This is a genomic window from Bradyrhizobium sp. USDA 3315 (assembly GCF_054056795.1).
In genome coordinates, this window is record NZ_JBSRYP010000001.1 from 6,003,782 (window position 1) to 6,020,287 (window position 16,506).

General features: G+C 65.8%; 15 protein-coding genes. 8 read left to right on the forward strand and 7 right to left on the reverse strand.

Translation table 11 applies throughout. From position 1 onward, the window contains the following. Positions 1-18: 18 nt before the first annotated feature. Positions 19-573, reverse strand: coding sequence for a PAS domain-containing protein (locus ACVIYL_RS27940; RefSeq protein WP_057019672.1), 555 nt, complete (start codon positions 571-573; stop codon positions 19-21). Positions 574-1,058: 485 nt separating this feature from the next. On the opposite strand from ACVIYL_RS27940, the gene ACVIYL_RS27945 reads away from it, so the two are divergent. Next, the gene (locus tag ACVIYL_RS27945; RefSeq protein ID WP_057019671.1) at positions 1,059-1,856 is read left to right on the forward strand and encodes a rhomboid family intramembrane serine protease; all 798 of its coding nucleotides are present in this window, start codon (positions 1,059-1,061) and stop codon (positions 1,854-1,856) included. Positions 1,857-2,047: 191 nt separating this feature from the next. After that, a complete protein-coding gene (locus ACVIYL_RS27950) occupies positions 2,048-2,476 on the forward strand; it encodes a CBS domain-containing protein (RefSeq protein ID WP_057019670.1) in 429 nt (142 codons plus the stop codon). Positions 2,477-2,479: 3 nt separating this feature from the next. Here the strand turns inward: ACVIYL_RS27950 and ACVIYL_RS27955 are convergent, their stop codons facing one another. Next, positions 2,480-3,526, reverse strand: coding sequence for a patatin-like phospholipase family protein (locus ACVIYL_RS27955; protein WP_456780326.1), 1,047 nt, complete (start codon positions 3,524-3,526; stop codon positions 2,480-2,482). Between the two features lie 268 nt (positions 3,527-3,794). Here ACVIYL_RS27955 and ACVIYL_RS27960 point away from each other — a divergent pair, with 268 nt between their 5' ends. Together ACVIYL_RS27960 and ACVIYL_RS27965 are read left to right on the forward strand one after the other, a co-directional pair. Beyond that, positions 3,795-4,871, forward strand: coding sequence for a hypothetical protein (locus tag ACVIYL_RS27960; RefSeq protein ID WP_253608046.1), 1,077 nt, complete (start codon positions 3,795-3,797; stop codon positions 4,869-4,871). A gap of 178 nt (positions 4,872-5,049) precedes the next feature. After that, on the forward strand, positions 5,050-7,533 hold the full coding sequence (locus ACVIYL_RS27965; RefSeq protein ID WP_310881616.1) for a putative bifunctional diguanylate cyclase/phosphodiesterase: 2,484 nt from the start codon (positions 5,050-5,052) through the stop codon (positions 7,531-7,533). Between the two features lie 109 nt (positions 7,534-7,642). On the opposite strand, the gene ACVIYL_RS27970 is transcribed toward ACVIYL_RS27965, so the two are convergent. Beyond that, positions 7,643-8,206: a nitroreductase family protein gene (locus ACVIYL_RS27970; protein WP_076831733.1), complete on the reverse strand. Its 564-nt coding sequence runs from the start codon at positions 8,204-8,206 to the stop codon at positions 7,643-7,645. Positions 8,207-8,290: 84 nt separating this feature from the next. Continuing rightward, positions 8,291-10,339: a threonine--tRNA ligase gene (thrS, locus tag ACVIYL_RS27975; protein WP_456780327.1), complete on the reverse strand. Its 2,049-nt coding sequence runs from the start codon at positions 10,337-10,339 to the stop codon at positions 8,291-8,293. 227 nt (positions 10,340-10,566) lie between these two features. Here thrS and ACVIYL_RS27980 point away from each other — a divergent pair, with 227 nt between their 5' ends. Continuing rightward, complete coding sequence (locus tag ACVIYL_RS27980) at positions 10,567-11,853, forward strand: ATP-dependent Clp protease proteolytic subunit (protein ID WP_456780328.1); 1,287 nt, start codon at positions 10,567-10,569, stop codon at positions 11,851-11,853. A gap of 106 nt (positions 11,854-11,959) precedes the next feature. After that, positions 11,960-13,096 (forward strand): MFS transporter, encoded by a 1,137-nt coding sequence (locus ACVIYL_RS27985; RefSeq protein WP_253609985.1) that lies wholly within the window; start codon positions 11,960-11,962, stop codon positions 13,094-13,096. An 81-nt stretch (positions 13,097-13,177) separates the two neighbouring features. Here the strand turns inward: ACVIYL_RS27985 and ACVIYL_RS27990 are convergent, their stop codons facing one another. Both ACVIYL_RS27990 and yidD read right to left on the reverse strand, forming a co-directional pair. Next, positions 13,178-13,345 carry a hypothetical protein gene (locus tag ACVIYL_RS27990; protein ID WP_016843922.1) on the reverse strand — a complete coding sequence of 56 codons (168 nt, stop codon included), beginning with the start codon at positions 13,343-13,345 and terminating at the stop codon, positions 13,178-13,180. 146 nt (positions 13,346-13,491) lie between these two features. Beyond that, the gene (gene yidD / locus ACVIYL_RS27995; protein ID WP_076831624.1) at positions 13,492-13,803 is read right to left on the reverse strand and encodes a membrane protein insertion efficiency factor YidD; all 312 of its coding nucleotides are present in this window, start codon (positions 13,801-13,803) and stop codon (positions 13,492-13,494) included. Between the two features lie 282 nt (positions 13,804-14,085). On the opposite strand from yidD, the gene ACVIYL_RS28000 reads away from it, so the two are divergent. Further along, a complete protein-coding gene (locus ACVIYL_RS28000) occupies positions 14,086-15,009 on the forward strand; it encodes a hypothetical protein (RefSeq protein WP_456780329.1) in 924 nt (307 codons plus the stop codon). A gap of 126 nt (positions 15,010-15,135) precedes the next feature. Here ACVIYL_RS28000 and ACVIYL_RS28005 read toward each other — a convergent pair whose 3' ends face one another. After that, the gene (locus ACVIYL_RS28005; RefSeq protein WP_057019663.1) at positions 15,136-15,582 is read right to left on the reverse strand and encodes an iron-sulfur cluster assembly scaffold protein; all 447 of its coding nucleotides are present in this window, start codon (positions 15,580-15,582) and stop codon (positions 15,136-15,138) included. Positions 15,583-15,822: 240 nt separating this feature from the next. On the opposite strand from ACVIYL_RS28005, the gene folE reads away from it, so the two are divergent. Then, positions 15,823-16,503: a GTP cyclohydrolase I FolE gene (folE, locus tag ACVIYL_RS28010; protein WP_016843918.1), complete on the forward strand. Its 681-nt coding sequence runs from the start codon at positions 15,823-15,825 to the stop codon at positions 16,501-16,503. Positions 16,504-16,506: the final 3 nt, after the last annotated feature.

The window sequence follows — 16,506 nt, forward strand, 5'->3', positions numbered from 1 at the left end:
CAAGGCGGGCGCCGGCAGCTAGCGGAGGCCTTCGTAGACCATCAGGCCGCGCGCGATGGCCAGCTTGCGCAGGGTCCGCGGCACGAACCGCTCCTGGGGATGCAGGTAACGCCACGAGGTCAGCACCAGGTCGTGCAGCCGGCCGACGTCGTCCTCGAACGGGGCGAGCAGGCCGGTGAGGCTCGCCGGCATATGAACGCGGCTCGTGAAGGGCAGCAGCAGCAGTTCGAGATGCGCCTTGGCGCCGCTCTCGGTCGTGGCGGTGATGCCGGCGATGGCCGGCAGGGTCTCTTCGACGACGCAGGTGATGATGTCTTCGATCTCGCCGCGGCTCGCGCCGGTGAACAGGGCGGAAAAGCTCCGGTTCTTGAGGTCGCAGCCGAGCAGGGCGGAGGTGCGGGTGCCGGCCACGCGGAACGGAAAGCGGGTCTCGCCGTCATAGGACAGCACGAAGATGTCGGACAGCAGTTCGCGTACCGCGGACGGCTCGAACTCACTCCGGTCAGGTGCACGTGCGGTGCCGCGCTTCGCATTCCAATATGCGAAGAACTCGCGGCTCGAGCTGTGTTTCATCTAAACCTTGCCCGGCACCTGTCTCGGCGGGACACATCTGTCCCGGTTTTGCTCAGGCGCCTTCCCTTCTCTGTTGTGCAGGGAAGGCTGTGCAGCGTCCATGCCGTGGCCGCGCTTTGGGCGGCTTATCGGCAGCTTTGTGTTGTTAACGTAAATTTAACTATGTCCTTGGCCCCCGCGGAACCAGTGGGTAGGGTCCGCGCGTTCCCGTTCGCGCCGGCTGCCCCAAGCGCCGGCGCCGTTGGTACACAGGTGGCGTCAAACAGTTTGGTCACCGTGCGGGGAGGGGTGGGGACGTTTCCCGATCCCTCCGGGGCACGAGAAGACCAGCCGATCAGGGAGGGCGTTCTCAGCGCCCTCCCTTTTCTTTTGTCCCGATTCCGCACTGCGCGACATCCGGTGTCCGATTTTGGGATTGTGCACTTGCACAGGGGTGCGAAAGCCGCCTATCTCTGATCCACCGCCGCATCGAGGTCGCCGACCCCTTGGACTCCCATCCCGAATCCCCGCTCGCGCCGCCGCCGGAGGCGCCGCGCGAGCCGATCCTGACCTTGCCGCCGGCGCTCACCGCCTACATCCTCCTGATCGCGGTGATCCATCTGCGGGTGCTGCTACCGCCGGAGCTGGAGAACTGGACCATCGACGTCTTCGGCTTCATCCCGAAGCGCTACGATTCAACGCTGCTCGACATCACCTTTCCGGGCGGCGAAGGCGCCAAGGTCTGGACCTTCGTCACCTATTCGCTGCTGCACGCCAACCTCACCCATATCGGCTTCAACGTGCTGTGGCTGCTGCCGTTCGGCAGCGCGCTGGCGCGGCGGTTCGGCGCGCTGCGTTTCTTTGTCTTCATGGCGGTAACGGCGGCCGCCGGCGCGCTTGCGCATCTGTTGACCCATGAGCACGCGATCGCGCCGATGATCGGAGCGTCGGCTTCGGTGTCGGGCACGATGGCGGCGGCGATCCGCTTTGCCTTTGTGAAGGGCAGCTTCCTGTCGTTCAGCCGTGGCGATGCCGAGGCGGCGGCCAAGGTGCCTGCGCTGTCGCTGTGGCGGGCGCTGCGCAACGGACGGGTGCTCGCCTTCCTGGCGATATGGTTCGGCGTCAACATCTTGTTCGGCGCCACCTCGCTGTCGCTCGGCGGCGAGGGCGCGAGCGTCGCCTGGCAGGCGCATATCGGCGGCTTCCTCGCCGGACTGCTGCTGTTCTCGTTGTTCGATCCGGTGCCGCGCACGCGGGACGATGCTGCAGATGCGTCGTCGGTGGATCAGTCGGGGCGCGTCTGATCGCCGCTTGCGGCCTGGATCGAATTCCTCCATCATCTTTGTGACGCAGAAACAAAGCGGGCCGACAAATCGAGCCCTGCTACTCACCGCGCCTCGGAACCGAAATCGGCGCGGAACTGTTGATTGAAGACTCTGGCGAACAGGCTCGGCTCCGCTCAAGCGGGGCACGAGCGGATTCAGGGAGGCCGACAATGACGGTACGTTCCATTCTCGATGCAAAAGGCCATCAGGTCATGAGCGTCGCGCCCGGCGCGAAGCTCTCGGCCGCGGTCAAGCTGCTCGGCGAGCGTAGGATCGGCGCGGTGCTGGTGATGGAGCAGAGCCGCATGGAGGGCATCCTGTCGGAGCGCGACATCGTGCGCGTGCTCTCTGAGCGCGGCGCGGGCGCGCTGGACGAACCGGTCAGCGCGGTCATGACCAAGAAGGTCGTGAGCTGCCGCGAGTCCGATACGGTCAGCGGCATCATGGAGATGATGACCACGGGGAAATTCCGCCATCTTCCTGTCGTCGAGGACGGCAAGGTGGTCGGGCTGATCTCGATCGGCGACATCGTCAAGCGGCGCGTCGAGGAATATGAGCGCGAGCAGGAGGCGCTGCGCGACTACATCAAGACCGCCTGAGCGCTACTTCCCGGTGCTGTCCGCGCCGCTCGACGGCGGCGCCAGGATGTCGATCGCTTCCTCGATTGCGCTGATGGAGCGTTCGGCGGCGCGTATCCCGTGCGCGATCAGGTCGTCGGCGCGGTGGAAGTCGAACCAGCCGATCTGACCGACCCGCGGCGAGATCAGCATGTCAGGCGGATCGCCGGCAAGGCGTGCGCGGGTGATGCGGTCCTGCATGATGTTGAAGGCGTCGACCATGACGCTCGAGATGCCGGGCCGGCTGGCGCTGCCGAAAAACTCCCGCTTCACGGTACGTTCGGCGGAGAAGAAGCGGCCAAACCGGCGCTTCGGCGGCTCCGGCTCGAGCTCGGCCTCGGCGGTCACCGCAACCGTCACTTCGGGCGCGGCGGACGGGCCGTGATTGTAGATCGTGGTCGAGTGCGCGAACACGTCGCTGGAGAGGTTCGCCGCAATGACGATTTCGGCGCCGAGCGCGCGCGCGGCCGAGACCGGCACCGGATTGACCAGCGCGCCGTCGACCAGCCAGCGGTCGCCGATCAGGACCGGCGCGAAGATGCCGGGCAGGGCGTAGGAGGCGCGCATGGCGTCGACCACGCGGCCCTGGGTCAGCCAGATCTCGTGCCCGGTGCGCACTTCGGTGGCGACGCTGGCGAACTTGACCGTGAGGTCCTCGATCATGACCTGGCCAAGCGCCGCCTCGATCTCGGCGGCCAGCTTGGCTCCGCGGATCAGGCCGGAGCCGTTGAGGCGGATATCGAGGTAGCCGAGCACGCTGCGCGGCTGCAGGCCGCGCGCCCATTGCTCCAGCGTCTCGATATGGCCGGCCGCATAGGCGCCACCGACCACGGAGCCGATCGAGGTGCCGACCACCACATTGGGGACGATGCCGTGGGCCAGCAGGGTCTTGATGATGCCGATATGGGCAAAGCCACGCGCGGCGCCGCCGCCGAGCGCAAGCCCGATGACCGGCCGGCGAACCGTTCCCAGGCCTACCTTGTCGGGGCCGTCGGAGCTCTTGTGGCCTCGGCCCATCCAGCTATCCAACACGACAAATCTCCTGCCAGCGCGAGACTAGGCTGCGCAGCATGGCTGCGCCAGCGTCGTCCGTCTTCATGGTTATTCCCACAGGCATGATTCATGCCCCGGGTAGTCCGCGGTAGGCAGGGAATGTGACTGGACCGCGACGGTAGAGCTAACATCGGCTTGATCGCGCGGTTCCAAATGGCGGACGCCGCCCGCCCGGACTGTGACAAAGCCTTGGACGCCCCTTGGACGAAGGCTTGAATTTGCCGCGTTTTCGTTGAAAAGCATGGAGATGACTTCGAGGGGCAACGGCATCGGCGGATGCGGGCGGGGCATGCGGCTCCTTCCGCTGCTGACGCTTGCGGCATTTTTGCTGGCTCTGATCCCCGGTTCCGTATCTGCACAGTTCTTCAGCGACCGGCCGCCGCCGATTCCGCCCGCTTCTGTCCCGGAGGTGCCGTCCGGTCCGGCACTCAACCTGGCGCCGCCATCGGGCGGCGGTTCAGGGCCCGTTCTGCCCGGTCCGCTGAACCAGCCGACCATCGTCCAGCCCTCGATTGCGACCGTGCCGCCGGTGGTAGCTGTGCCGCCGGCCGGCTCGCCGGCCGCGGGGCAGGCGGTGCTGTCGCTGACGGCGCGGTACGGCAAGGACCTGCCGGTCATCAATGCCGGGCTGGTGTGGCGGGTGTTCGCCGACAAGCCTGACGACAACGGCACCTACAAGCTGGTCCGCGAAGAGCGCGGGGCGACGCCCAACGTGGTGCTGCCGCCCGGCAACTATGTCGTCCATGTCGCGCTCGGCCTCGTCAGCGCGGTGCGCGCCGTCAGTCTGAAGTCGGAGACCGACCGCGAGTCGTTCGTGCTCCCGGCCGGGGGCCTGCGGATCGAGGGTCGGGTCGGCAGCAGCAAGATCCCCGCCAACCAGATCTCGTTCGCGATCTACAAGGGCAGCCAGTTCGACGGTTCGGACCGTGGACCAATGGTGCCGAACGTTGCAGCCGGCGACGTCGCGCTGCTGCCCGAGGGCACCTACTACATCGTCTCCAACTATGGCGACGCCAACTCGGTGGTGCGCTCCGACATTCGCGTCGCGGCGGGCAAGCTGACCGACGTCACCGTCACCCATCGCGCCGCCGTCATCACGCTCAAGCTGGTCAGCGAGCGGGGCGGCGAGGCGCTCGCCAACACCGCCTGGTCGGTGATCACGCCGGGCGGCGACGTGATCAAGGAATCGATCGGCGCGTTCCCGCGCGTCGTGCTCTCCGAGGGCGAGTATCGCGCGATCGCCAAGAACGAAGGCAAGGTGTTCGAGCGTCCCTTCAATGTCGTCAACGGTGTCGATGGCGAAGTCGAGGTCGTGGCGCGCTGACGTCCGGCCGGCCCTGCATTTCATGCAGCTGTCATAGTCTCTAATGTGAACTAACCATCGCGCGAATTTGAGCCGTCATAATCGCTCGCGGCGAAGCCGGGCCTGCCTATTTTTACATGACGTTAAGCCGCGGCATGACTTGGATGTCGCGGGGACTAGTGTTTGCGTGGGGCGCGCCATGGTCATGGCCAACAAGAAATCAGCAAAAGCATCGGCCAAATTCAATTCCGAGATGTTCGCCGACGTACCGGTTCTGCAACGCAAGTGGCAGGCCGCGGTCCGTCCCGGCGAAAAGCTGCCGCACTATGAAGACGTGATGCTCGGCAGTCTCGGCCGGCTCGCGGATCATATCGTGCTGCTGCGGAGCGTAGATGGCATGCTCAGCGTCTCGCACGCCGGCCGCTATGTCCAGACATGGCTGAACGACGAGCGCTGGGACATTCCGCTCAGCGCCCTGCCGCCGGATTGCGCCACCGCGTTGACCGAAGCCGCCGCAAACGCGCGCGAGAACTGCCGGCCCTATCTGGCGTCGGCGCATTGCGTCCGCGACGGGTTGGTGCGGACCTTCGACGTGCTGGCGCTGCCGACGCGGTCGCGCTGGGGCGGTATCCTGGTCGGCGTCTATGTCAACGAGCGCAATGCGCAGTACAATCTGCTCGATACGATTTTCTCGGCCACCGACGAGGGCGTGCTGTCGCTCGCCGCGATCCGCGATGCGCGCGGCGAGCCGGCCGACTTCCAGATCGTGCATCTCAACCAGGGCGCCGCAAGGCTGCTGATGCAGCCTGCGACCGAATTGCTGTGGCGCCGGCTCAGCGCCGGCGGCAACCCGCTTGCGGCGTCAGCGGTGATGAGCCGTCTGCGTGGATTTGTCGGCGGCGGCCCGGGCGGGCAGTTCGAGATCGACAGCGGCGATCGCTGCCTGCGGCTCGGCGTCACGGCGTTCGGCGACATGCTGTCGCTGACCGTCTCCGACGTCACCGCGCTGAAGCAGCGCGAGCTGTCGTTCCGCCTGCTGTTCGAGAACAACCCGATGCCGATGTGGGTGTTCGACGCCGGCACGATGGAATTCCTCAGCGTCAACGACGCCGCCGTTCAGCACTATGGATACAGCCGGGAAAAGTTTCTCGGCATGACGCTGCGCCAGATCTGGCCGGTGGATGAGTGGAGCGTGCACAGCGCCGCCTTGCGCGAGATCGGCGACGTCTATCAATCGAGCCGCGACTGGCGGCACATCAGGGCCGATGGCAGCGAGATCCATGTGCTGACCTTCGGACGCAAGGTGGCGTTCGAGGGCCGCGACGGCTATTTGGTCGCGGTGGTCGACATCACCGAGCGCCGCGCCGCCGAAGCGCGGATCGCACATATGGCGCACCATGACGGGCTCACCAATCTGCCGAACCGCGATTTCTACCAGGAGCGCCTGCGCGAGGCGCTGGAGCGCGGCCGCAGCGGCAACAAGCGCGTCGCGGTGATGTGCATCGACCTCGACCTGTTCAAGAACGTCAACGACTCCTTCGGGCATCCGATGGGCGACCGGCTGCTCAAGCTGGTGGCGGAGCGGCTGCGCGAGGTGGTCCGCGACGACAATGTGGCGGCCCGCCTCGGCGGCGACGAATTCGCGATCGTGCTTGCGGCCGACGTTTCGCCGAACGAGGCGAGCGCTTTCGCCGAACGGCTGATCGAAGCGCTGAGCGCGCCCTACAACATCGACGGGCTCGAGGTCGTGGTCGGCGCCAGCGTCGGCATCGCGCTGTCACCGGGCGACGGCACGACGTCGGAAGAATTGATGCGCAATGCCGACATGGCGCTGTACCGCGCCAAGTCCGAGGGGGGCGGCGTGCATCATTTCTTCGAACCGGAGATGGATCAGCAGGCGCAGAAGCGCCGCGACATGGAGCGCGATCTGCGCGCGGCCTTCAGCAACGGCGAGTTCGAGCTGCACTACCAGCCGCTGGTCGACATCGCGGCCGACCGCATCTCTGGCTTCGAGTCGCTGCTGCGCTGGCGGCACCCGCAGAAGGGCATGGTCTCGCCTGCGGAGTTCATCCCGGTTGCCGAAGACATCGGCCTGATCGTCGCGCTCGGCGAATGGGTGCTGCGCGAAGCCTGCTCGGAGGCGATCAAGTGGCCCGCCGACGTCAAGGTCGCCGTCAATCTGTCGCCGGTGCAGTTCCGCAGCCGCAATCTGGTCCAGGCCGTGATCTCGGCGCTGGCGCATTCCGGCCTGTCGGCGCGGCGGCTCGAGCTCGAGATCACCGAGTCGGTGTTCCTGGCGGAAACCGAGGCCAACCTCGCGATCCTGCATCAGCTGCGCGAACTGGGCGTCAGCATCTCGATGGACGATTTCGGCACCGGCTATTCCAGCCTGAGCTATCTGCGCAGCTTCCCGTTCGACAAGATCAAGATCGACCGCTCCTTCGTGAAGGATCTGGCGCGGCGCTCCGATTGCCTCGCGATCGTGCGCGCGATCTCGGGCCTTGGCCGCAGCCTCAGGATCACCACGACCGCGGAAGGGGTCGAGACGACAGACCAGCTCGACTGGCTGCGCGCCGAAGGTTGCAACGAGGTGCAGGGATTTCTGTTCAGCGCGGCGAGACCGGCCGGCGAGATCGCGGCCTTGCTGAGCGGCTTTGCGGAGCGTGCGTCGAAGGCGGCGTAGTCGTCATGCCCGACAATGGCGAGGGCTTTTGTAGCCCGGGTGAGCGAAGCGACACCCGGGACGAGTGTCCCGCATATCGCTCCGCTCATGCGGGCTACAAGGCTATACCCTAGAACCGCGTCACGATATCGGACAGGGCCGGGCGCGGGCGGTCCTCGCTCGGCCTGGTCGGGGTGCCGATGTGAATGAGCCCGGCGAGCTTCTCGTCCGGCTTCAGGCCGAGGCCGTCGAGCACGTCGCGGTCGAAGACAAACCAGCCGGTCAGCCAGCAGGCGCCGTAGCCGAGCGCGGTCGCCGCGGTAACGATGTTCATCGCGCTGGCGCCCGCCGACAATTCCTGCTCCCACGGCGGCACCTTGGGGTGCGGCTTGGTGAAGGAGACCACGCCGATCACCAGCGGCGCGTCGGTCAGGCGTTTCTTCTCGACCTCGATGTCGGAGGCCGGCGCCCCGGGATTCTTCCGGGCGAAGACCTTTGCGATCACGTCGCCGGCCCGCGCGCGGGCATCGCCCTCGAACACGATGAAGCGCCAGGGCGCGAGCTTGCCGTGGTCGGGTACGCGTGCGCCGATCGTCAAAATGGTCTCGAGCTCGGCCGCGGACGGGCCCGGGCCGGTCATCTCGCGCGGTTTCATCGAGCGGCGCGTCTTCAGGAGTTCAATGGCATCGGGCACGGAGATGTCCTTCAAGGGGAGTCGTGCCCCCAAGATGGGGGCACGACCGAGCCAATGAAAGCCAGTTTAGACCGATTGTGAAGATCAGGCGACGGATCGCGCCCGCTTCACGTCGGGCGGCGTCGCCTCATCGACCAGCGCGGCGATCGCCTCATCGGTCGGCATCACCGTCTGCCGCTCGCTGCCGAGACGGCGGACCGAGACCGAGTGGGTCTCGGCTTCCTTCTTGCCGACGACGAGCAGGGCCGGGATCTTGGCCAGCGAGTGCTCGCGGACCTTGTAGTTGATCTTCTCGTTGCGCAGGTCGATCTCGACCCGCAGCCCGGCGCGGCGCGCGGTCGCCGCCACCACCTTGGCGTACTCGTCGCCTTCGGAGGTGATGGTCGTGACCACGAGCTGGGTCGGCGCCAGCCAGAGCGGGAAGTTGCCGGCATAGTGCTCGATCAGGATGCCGATGAAGCGCTCCATCGAACCGCAGATCGCGCGGTGCACCATGACAGGCGCCTTCTTCGAGCCGTCATGATCGATGTAGAACGCGCCGAACCGCTCCGGCAGGTTGAAGTCGACCTGGGTCGTGCCGCACTGCCAGTCGCGGCCGATGGCGTCGCGCAGCACATACTCGAACTTCGGTCCGTAGAACGCGCCTTCGCCCGGATTGATCTCGGTCCGGATGCGGTTGCTGCCCTTGGCCTTGATTTCCGACAGGACCGTCGCCATCACGCGCTCGGCGTGATCCCACATCTCGTCGGTGCCGACGCGCTTCTCCGGCCGCGTCGAGAGCTTGACGGTGAGCTCGCCGTCGAAGCCGAAATCGGCGTAGGTCGACAGGATCAGGTCGTTGATCTTGAGGCACTCGTCGGCGAGCTGCTGCTCGGTGCAGAACACATGGGCGTCGTCCTGGGTGAAGCCGCGCACCCGCATCAGGCCGTGCATCGCGCCCGACGGCTCGTAGCGATGCACGACGCCGAACTCGGCGAGCCGCAACGGCAGGTCGCGGTAGCTCTTCAGCCCGTGCTTGAAGATCTGCACATGGCCCGGACAGTTCATCGGCTTCAGCGCGAACCAACGCTTGTCCTCGGCCTCGTCGCCGGCGGACTGCGCCGCGAACATGTTCTCGCGGTACCAGTCCCAATGGCCCGAGGTTTCCCACAGCGCCTTGTCGAGGATCTGCGGAGCGTTGACCTCGTCGTAGTCGCCGAGCAGCCGGCGCCGCATATAGGCGATCAACTGCTGGAAGATGGTCCAGCCCTTGGGGTGCCAGAACACCACGCCCGGGCCTTCCTCCTGGAAGTGGAACAGGTCGAGCTCGCGGCCGAGCTTGCGGTGGTCGCGCTTCTCGGTTTCCTCGATCTGCTTGAGATAGGCGTCGAGGTCTTCCTGCCTGGCGAATGCCGTGCCGTAGACGCGGGTCAACATCGGATTGTTGGAATCGCCGCGCCAATACGCGCCCGCCACCTTCATCAGCTTGAACGCGTTGCCGATCTTGCCGGTCGAGGTCATGTGCGGGCCGCGGCAGAGATCGAACCAGTCGCCCTGGAAGTAGATCTTGATCGGCTCGTTGCCGGGAATGGCGTCGACCAGCTCGACCTTGAAGGCCTCGCCCTTGTCGCGGAACACCTGCTTGGTCTTCTCGCGATCCCAGACTTCCTTGGTGAACGGCTTGTCGCGCGCGACGATCTCGCGCATCCGCTTCTCGATCGCGGCAAAATCTTCCGGGGTGAACGGCTCGTTGCGGAAGAAGTCGTAGTAGAAGCCGTTCTCGATCACCGGGCCGATCGTGACCTGGGTGCCCGGCCACAGCGACTGCACGGCCTCCGCCAGCACATGCGCGGCATCGTGCCGGATCAGTTCCAGCGCGCGCGGATCTTCGCGGCCGATCAGCTCGATTTTGGCGTCGGCCTCGATCGGATCATTGAGGTCGGCAAGCGTGCCGTCGAGCGCCATCGCGACGGTGCGCTTGGCGAGCGAGGGCGAAATGCCTTTGGCGATGTCGAGACCGGTGGTCCCTTTCGGGAAATCGCGCCTCGCTCCGTCAGGGAAGGTGAGGACGATCTTGTTCACGGGTTCTGCGGGTTTGAGGTTAGAGAGGCTGTACTGGAATCCGGATTCGGATTTGGGTGGCGTATCGGCCATGGTGTCTCCTGTAGCTCACTCCTGCGAACGAGCGCAGGTAAGCGGAAAGCAGCGGTATAGCAGGGGATTTGACGCCTGCAATCCGGCAATATCAAGAAAATGGGCCTCCGGCCGCGCGGATTTGAACAAGGCTCGGCTGCAGGCGACGCCACGGATCGTTGCGACGCTGCCGATCATCGTCTAACGTCCGGCCTCCATTTTCCGCCATCGCGCGATCCGCAAGGTTCATGTTTTCCCGTCTCCTGTTTTTCGTGGCGTTGCTTCTGATCCCGGGCGTGTTGCGGGCGGAAGAGACATCGGTCCAGAAGGCCGGATTTGCGAAGAAGCTGACCATCTATCTCGCCCATGGGCCGGCGAACGCCTGCGGCGCCGGCTGCGATCGCTGGATCGCGATCGAAGGCGAGATCGATCGGGAAGCCGCGCAGCGGATTCGCACCTTCCTGTTTGCCAACAAGGACAGGCAGCTTCCGATCTACCTTCATTCGCCGGGCGGAAACGTCGAGCAGTCCTATGGGATCGCGCGGTTCCTGCGCGCGCACAAGGCAATCGCCCGGGTCGGCCGTACCATCGTGCCGGCCTGTTCCACCGGCACGCAGATCGACGCCGCCTGCCTGAAGATCAAGGCTGCCAAGGGGGAGGTCGAGGCCGAGCTCACCACGCGCAACGCGATGTGCGTGTCGGCCTGCGCCTATCTGTTCCTGGGCGCGACCAGCCGCGAAGTGGCGCCCGATTCGGTGCTCGCGGTGCATAACTCCAAGCTGATGTTCGTCGTGCACGGACATCCGCCTGCGCAGGTCGTCGCGGACTTCAGGCGGCGCGAGATGGTGAGCGCCGATCGCGACCGCAATGTATTCCTCGCGGCGATGGGCATCAGCCATGAGCTCAGCGACCTCATCAAGTCCGTGAAGTTCGAGGACCTGCACGTGCTGACGCGGCCGGAGCTTTATCGATTCGGCATCGATACGCGGCCGCTGCCGGAAACCCTGTGGGCGGTGGAGAAGGAAACACGGCCCTATGTTCGCAAGATCGTGCAGCAGAAAAGGGCCGACGGCAGTGCGTTCCGCATGATGGAGTGGCGGCTGTTCTGCGAGAGCAAGGATCGCGGGCGGCTGATGTTCGTGCGCGAGTTTGAGGAGGGGGCAGCCGGCAAGAGCACGGTGCTGATGATGGCCGGCGCGACCAGGACCGTTGCATTCGGCCGGTCGGCGCGGTTCGGCAAATACGAGGTCTGGAGCGAGGCGGTGACCTCGGACATCGTCAAGGCGATGCTCGCGGCCCCGCATCTGCAGATCGGCGAAAGCGCGCCGGCAACCGACGCCAAGCTCGACGCCAAGTCTGACGTCAAGTCCGGCCTTGCGACATTCGATATCGGCACCACCGGGCTGGAGCAGGGGTGGACGCAGCTTCTGGCATCATGCCCGGCGGCGACCGCCGGCCCGAAGCCTGCGAGCCCGTTGCCGGCCGCCGCGTCGCCGAGCGTTAGTGCGGTGCCGGCGGCATCGCCGTCGCGATGAGCGCAAGAGGCGCCGTTCGATAAGGTGCCATGCATTTAGATGCAGTTGCATCGATCTCGGCGTCTGCTAACAACGCGGCGTGAAACGCTTCGCTCCCACCGCATTGATGCTCGGCAACATCGTCACCGGCTGCTCGGTGCTGGCGCCGGCCGGCATGCTGGCGGAGTTGTCCGACGGACTCGGCGTCACGATCCACACCGCGGGTCTCCTGATCACCTTCGGCGCGATCGTGCTGTGCGTGGGCTCGCCGGCGACGGCGTGGCTGACCAGCCGGATCGAGCGGCGGGCCTTGCTGACGGCGACGCTGCTGGTGCTGACGCTGACCAATGCGGCATCCGCCTTTGTGCCGAACTACGACAGCCTCCTGATCATTCGGCTGGTGATGCTCGCGGTCGGCGTGCTCTACACGCCGCAGGCGGCGGGCACCGCGGCACTGATCGTGCCGGTGGAGAAGCGCGGTAGCACGATTGCCTACATCTTCCTCGGCTGGTCGCTTGCTGCCGCGATCGGGCTGCCGCTGATCACCTTCATCGCAAGCCGCTACGGCTTTCGCGCGACCTATGGCGCGATCGCGCTGACCGGGCTCGTCAGCTCCCTGCTGCTGTGGTGGCGGCTGCCAGGCGGACTGCACAGCGCGCCGGTTGACCTCAGAACCTGGGTCGATCTCGGCCGCAATCCGATGGTCATTCTGCTGCTGTCGATCACGACGCTGCAGATGTCCGGCCAGTTCGTGGTGTTCACCTTCATGGGACCGCTGCTCGCCAAACTGACCGGCGCCAATGCGGACGCCGTCGGGATCGTGTTCGCGCTCTACGGCATCTTCGGGTTCGTCGGCATCGTGATCGCAACGCGCGTGGTGGACTCGTGGGGCGCCTGGAAAACCTCGGTCCTGTTCACCGTGCTGCTGCTCGCAGGCGTCGCCGGCTGGGCGCTGAGCGCCGGCGCCTACGCCCTGATGGCCGCCTCCGTCGCGGTGTGGGGCCTCGGCTTTGCATCGACCAATTCGATGCAGCAGGTACGCCTGGTCGGTGCGGCGCCGGCGCTCGCTTCGGCGTCGGTCTCGCTCAATACCTCGGTGCTGTATATCGGCCAGGCCATCGGCTCCGCGATCGGCGGCTTGCTGTTCGCCCGCGAATGGCTGCACAGCGCAGGCTACGTGGCTACAGCCTTCGTCGCGGCGGCGCTCGCGGTCGTGGTCGTTACGCGGCCGCGACGGACGGCCGCCACCGCCGCAGCCGAGTGAACGGTTGGCTTTCACGTTTGTGTTCGCGAGAGCATCCCAACAACGATCCGCGTGCGGAACATCAGGGAGCTCGACTGCGCGTCACCACCTCACGCTTTGGCTGGGCACGATGAACGCCGTCGTGCTCGGCTTGTTCGGATTGTGGGTGAAGTAGCCGTAGGCGGCGACGATCACGACGAGCAAGGCAAGCACGGCCAGCAAGTCGATCTGCCGGGGATCATGACCGTTGTGGCTGATTTTCCAGCGCATTGTTGTTTCCTCCCCAAAGGGGGCAATGAAACAATGCGCCAACTATCGCCACAGTTCCGCCGGGCAGCAATGCGCGCTGCGCTTGGACGTGCCGCAGCAACCGATCAATTGTCGTTGACGCCGCGTCAACCGTTGTTGGCGCCGCGTCAGCCTTCGTTGACGCCGCGCCAGCGGCCATAGCGCCAGGGCAGGTACCAGCGTGCCCCGGGCGGCTTCGTCAGCGGGACATTATCGATCCCGGATGTTCCCCAGGGCTGGCAGCGCAGCAGCCGCGCCAGCGTCATCCAGCCGCCGCCCCACAGGCCGAAGCGTTCGATCGCCTCGTCGCCATAGACCGAGCAGGTCGGCAGATGCCGGCAGTTGTAGCCGACCAGCGGCGACAGCGTGTGCCGGTAGATCCAGATCAGGGCGCGGCCGAGGTTGCGCGGCAAGCGGCGCATGGTGCTGGCACAGTCCATGCATCGTGGATGGTGTGTCGTTGAATGGTTTGTCGGCGGCATACGCAAGTATGTACGTAGTCTTGCGGGGGTTCCAAGCCAAGGAACTGTTTTGTTGCAGATATTTACGCCACAGTTCGTTATTATTGCACAGCACCGATGGCGCTGCAGCAAGGGCTCTATGGACGGTCCGGGTCAGCAACGCTACCGTTCCCATAACGCGCCGCTGACAGAATCGTGGCGCACTGCCATGGGGCCATTGCCACCGCTCGCATCACCAAGGGCTTGGGGGAAGGAACCAAATTGAGGCTCGTCAAGTCGCTCTCGTTGCGCAGTTGGGCGCTTACCGGCGCCGTTGCTCTTTGCTTCGCAGCTTCCGGCACCGCCGCCATGGCGGGCGGTTCTGCGCAGGCCAATTCGACCCTCGAAGAGCGCAAGCTGCCGATGAAGTTCAGCTGGATCGCCTGCCAGCCGAATTGCCGCGGCTGGGTGTCCGCGGTCGGCATCATCACGGCCGATAGTCCGAGGGAATTCGACGAGTTCGCGCGCGGCCGCCAGCTCAACGGCGCCACCGTCGTGCTCGATTCCAGCGGCGGCTCGGTCAACGACGCGATCGCGCTCGGCCGCCGCTTCCGCGGTCTCGGCGTGCTGACCACGGTCGGTACCAGCGTCGTCAATCAGGCCGCGCAGGGTGGCCGCGCGAGCGTTCTGCCGGATGCCTATTGCGAGTCGATGTGCGTGTTCCTGCTGTTGTCGGGCAAGACGCGCTACGTTCCGCCGGCCGCCCATGTCCGCGTGCATCAGATCTGGATGGGCGATCGCGCCGACGACGCCAAGGCCGCGAGCTACACCGCGCAGGACCTGATGATCGTCGAGCGCGATATCGGCCGTCTTGCCAAGTACACCTTCGACATGGGCGGCGCAGGTGATCTGCTGGCGCTCTCGCTCAGCGTGCCGCCGTGGGAAGACCTGCACGAATTGTCGGCGGCCGAATTGCGGCTGACCAATCTCATCACCACCGATGCGGTTGCCGACGTGCTGCCGCGGCAGGACAACACCAAGGACAACGCAATTCCCGTCGCCGAGGCGAAGCCGAAGAACAACGATCGCTTCTTGAGCAGCGCGATGGAGGGCGAGGCGTCGCAGGCGAGAGCGACCAAGACCGCCGAGGTCGTGGTGCCGACCGGCGGCAGCGCGGCGCCGGCGCCGGTCCAGCCCGCGCAGTAAGAACGCACATTGTCGCGTCGTTCCGGGACGCGTAAGCGGACCACAGATGCGCAATTGCGCATCGGGGAACCTCGAGATTCCGGGTTCGATGCTGCGCATCGCCCCGGAATGACCTGACATGCAATTTTACGCCGGCTGCTTCGCCTTGGCCTCGATCTGGCCGATCGCATCGACCACGGCATCGAAGGTCAGCAGGGTCGAGGCATGGCGGGCCTTGTAGTCGCGCACCGGCTCGAGCAGCGCGATATCGGCCCATTTGCCGCCCTGCGGGGGCTGGCCGTTTTCCTTCAGCATCTTGCGGACCGTCTCGCGCAATTCGCGCAGCTCGTCCGCGGTCGAGCCCACCACCCGGCTCGCCATGATCGAGGAGGAGGCCTGGCCGAGCGCACAGGCCTTCACGTCATGGGCGAAATCCGTCACCACGGGACCGTCCATCTTGAGGTCGACCTTGACGGTCGAACCGCACAATTTGGAGTGGGCGGTGGCGCTGGCGTCCGGGTCGGCCAGCCGTCCGAGGCGCGGAATATTGCCGGCCAACTCGATGATCCGCTTGTTGTAAATGTCGTTCAGCATGGGGACAGATGCCTGGTTCCGGCGGTGCCGGGCGCTCTTGGCGGCTGGGTTGCACCGTCCTATATATGGGCGGCAACGCCGGAAACATAGCCCGGCCATGCAGCCACCGCGGCCCACCTCCGCCGCGGCGGTGCTACAATTGTGGGACTCAGGCGCCCGGCGGTCGAACCATCCGCCCCGTCTGCCCGGTGACACATCCGGACCAAGGTCAAATCCGAGGGCCGGTCGAACGGAGAAGACATGGACGCCTTGATCAAATCGATTCGCCCCAACAAGCCGGCCGACGCGAAGCCCGGCGAGCTCGACCCCTCAGAATTCATGACGGCGGCCGTCCGTGCCGACCAGCCGCGCCCGTCGCGGGCGGAGGCGGAGGACGCCGTGAAGACGCTGCTCGCCTATATCGGCGAGAACACCGGCCGCGAGGGCCTGCTCGACACGCCGCGCCGGGTCGTCGAGGCCTATGACGAGCTCTATCAGGGCTACCACCAGTGCCCGGCCGAGGTGCTGAACCGCACCTTCGGCGAGACCGCCGGCTACGACGATTTCGTCCTCGTCCGCGACATCGAGTTCACCTCGCAGTGCGAGCATCACATGATGCCGTTCTACGGCAAGGCGCATATTGCCTATACGCCGGTGGAGCGCGTCGTCGGCCTCTCCAAGCTGGCGCGGTTGACCGACATCTTCGCCCGCCGTCTGCAGACCCAGGAGCATCTCACCGCGCAGGTCGCGGCTGCGATCGACGAGGTGCTGAAGCCGCGCGGCGTTGCCGTGCTGATCGAGGCGGAGCATACCTGCATGTCGGTGCGCGGCGTTGCCAAGCATGGTGCATCGACCTTCACCAGCCGCTTCACTGGCATGTTCCGCGACAATCCGGCGGAGCAGCAGCGTTTCTTGTCCCTGGTGCGAGGACCGAACCGGTAACCT

Excerpts from the sequence above, each read along its gene's own strand:
- ACVIYL_RS27940 (WP_057019672.1), bottom strand. The coding sequence starts at position 573 with ATGAAACACAGCTCGAGCCGCGAGTTCTTCGCATATTGGAATGCGAAG.
- ACVIYL_RS27950 (WP_057019670.1), top strand. The coding sequence starts at position 2,048 with ATGACGGTACGTTCCATTCTCGATGCAAAAGGCCATCAGGTCATGAGC.
- ACVIYL_RS27960 (WP_253608046.1), top strand. The coding sequence starts at position 3,795 with ATGACTTCGAGGGGCAACGGCATCGGCGGATGCGGGCGGGGCATGCGG.
- ACVIYL_RS27965 (WP_310881616.1), top strand. The coding sequence starts at position 5,050 with ATGGTCATGGCCAACAAGAAATCAGCAAAAGCATCGGCCAAATTCAAT.
- thrS (WP_456780327.1), bottom strand. The coding sequence starts at position 10,339 with ATGGCCGATACGCCACCCAAATCCGAATCCGGATTCCAGTACAGCCTC.
- ACVIYL_RS27980 (WP_456780328.1), top strand. The coding sequence starts at position 10,567 with ATGTTTTCCCGTCTCCTGTTTTTCGTGGCGTTGCTTCTGATCCCGGGC.
- ACVIYL_RS27985 (WP_253609985.1), top strand. The coding sequence starts at position 11,960 with ATGCTCGGCAACATCGTCACCGGCTGCTCGGTGCTGGCGCCGGCCGGC.
- ACVIYL_RS27990 (WP_016843922.1), bottom strand. The coding sequence starts at position 13,345 with ATGCGCTGGAAAATCAGCCACAACGGTCATGATCCCCGGCAGATCGAC.
- yidD (WP_076831624.1), bottom strand. The coding sequence starts at position 13,803 with ATGGACTGTGCCAGCACCATGCGCCGCTTGCCGCGCAACCTCGGCCGC.
- ACVIYL_RS28005 (WP_057019663.1), bottom strand. The coding sequence starts at position 15,582 with ATGCTGAACGACATTTACAACAAGCGGATCATCGAGTTGGCCGGCAAT.
- folE (WP_016843918.1), top strand. The coding sequence starts at position 15,823 with ATGGACGCCTTGATCAAATCGATTCGCCCCAACAAGCCGGCCGACGCG.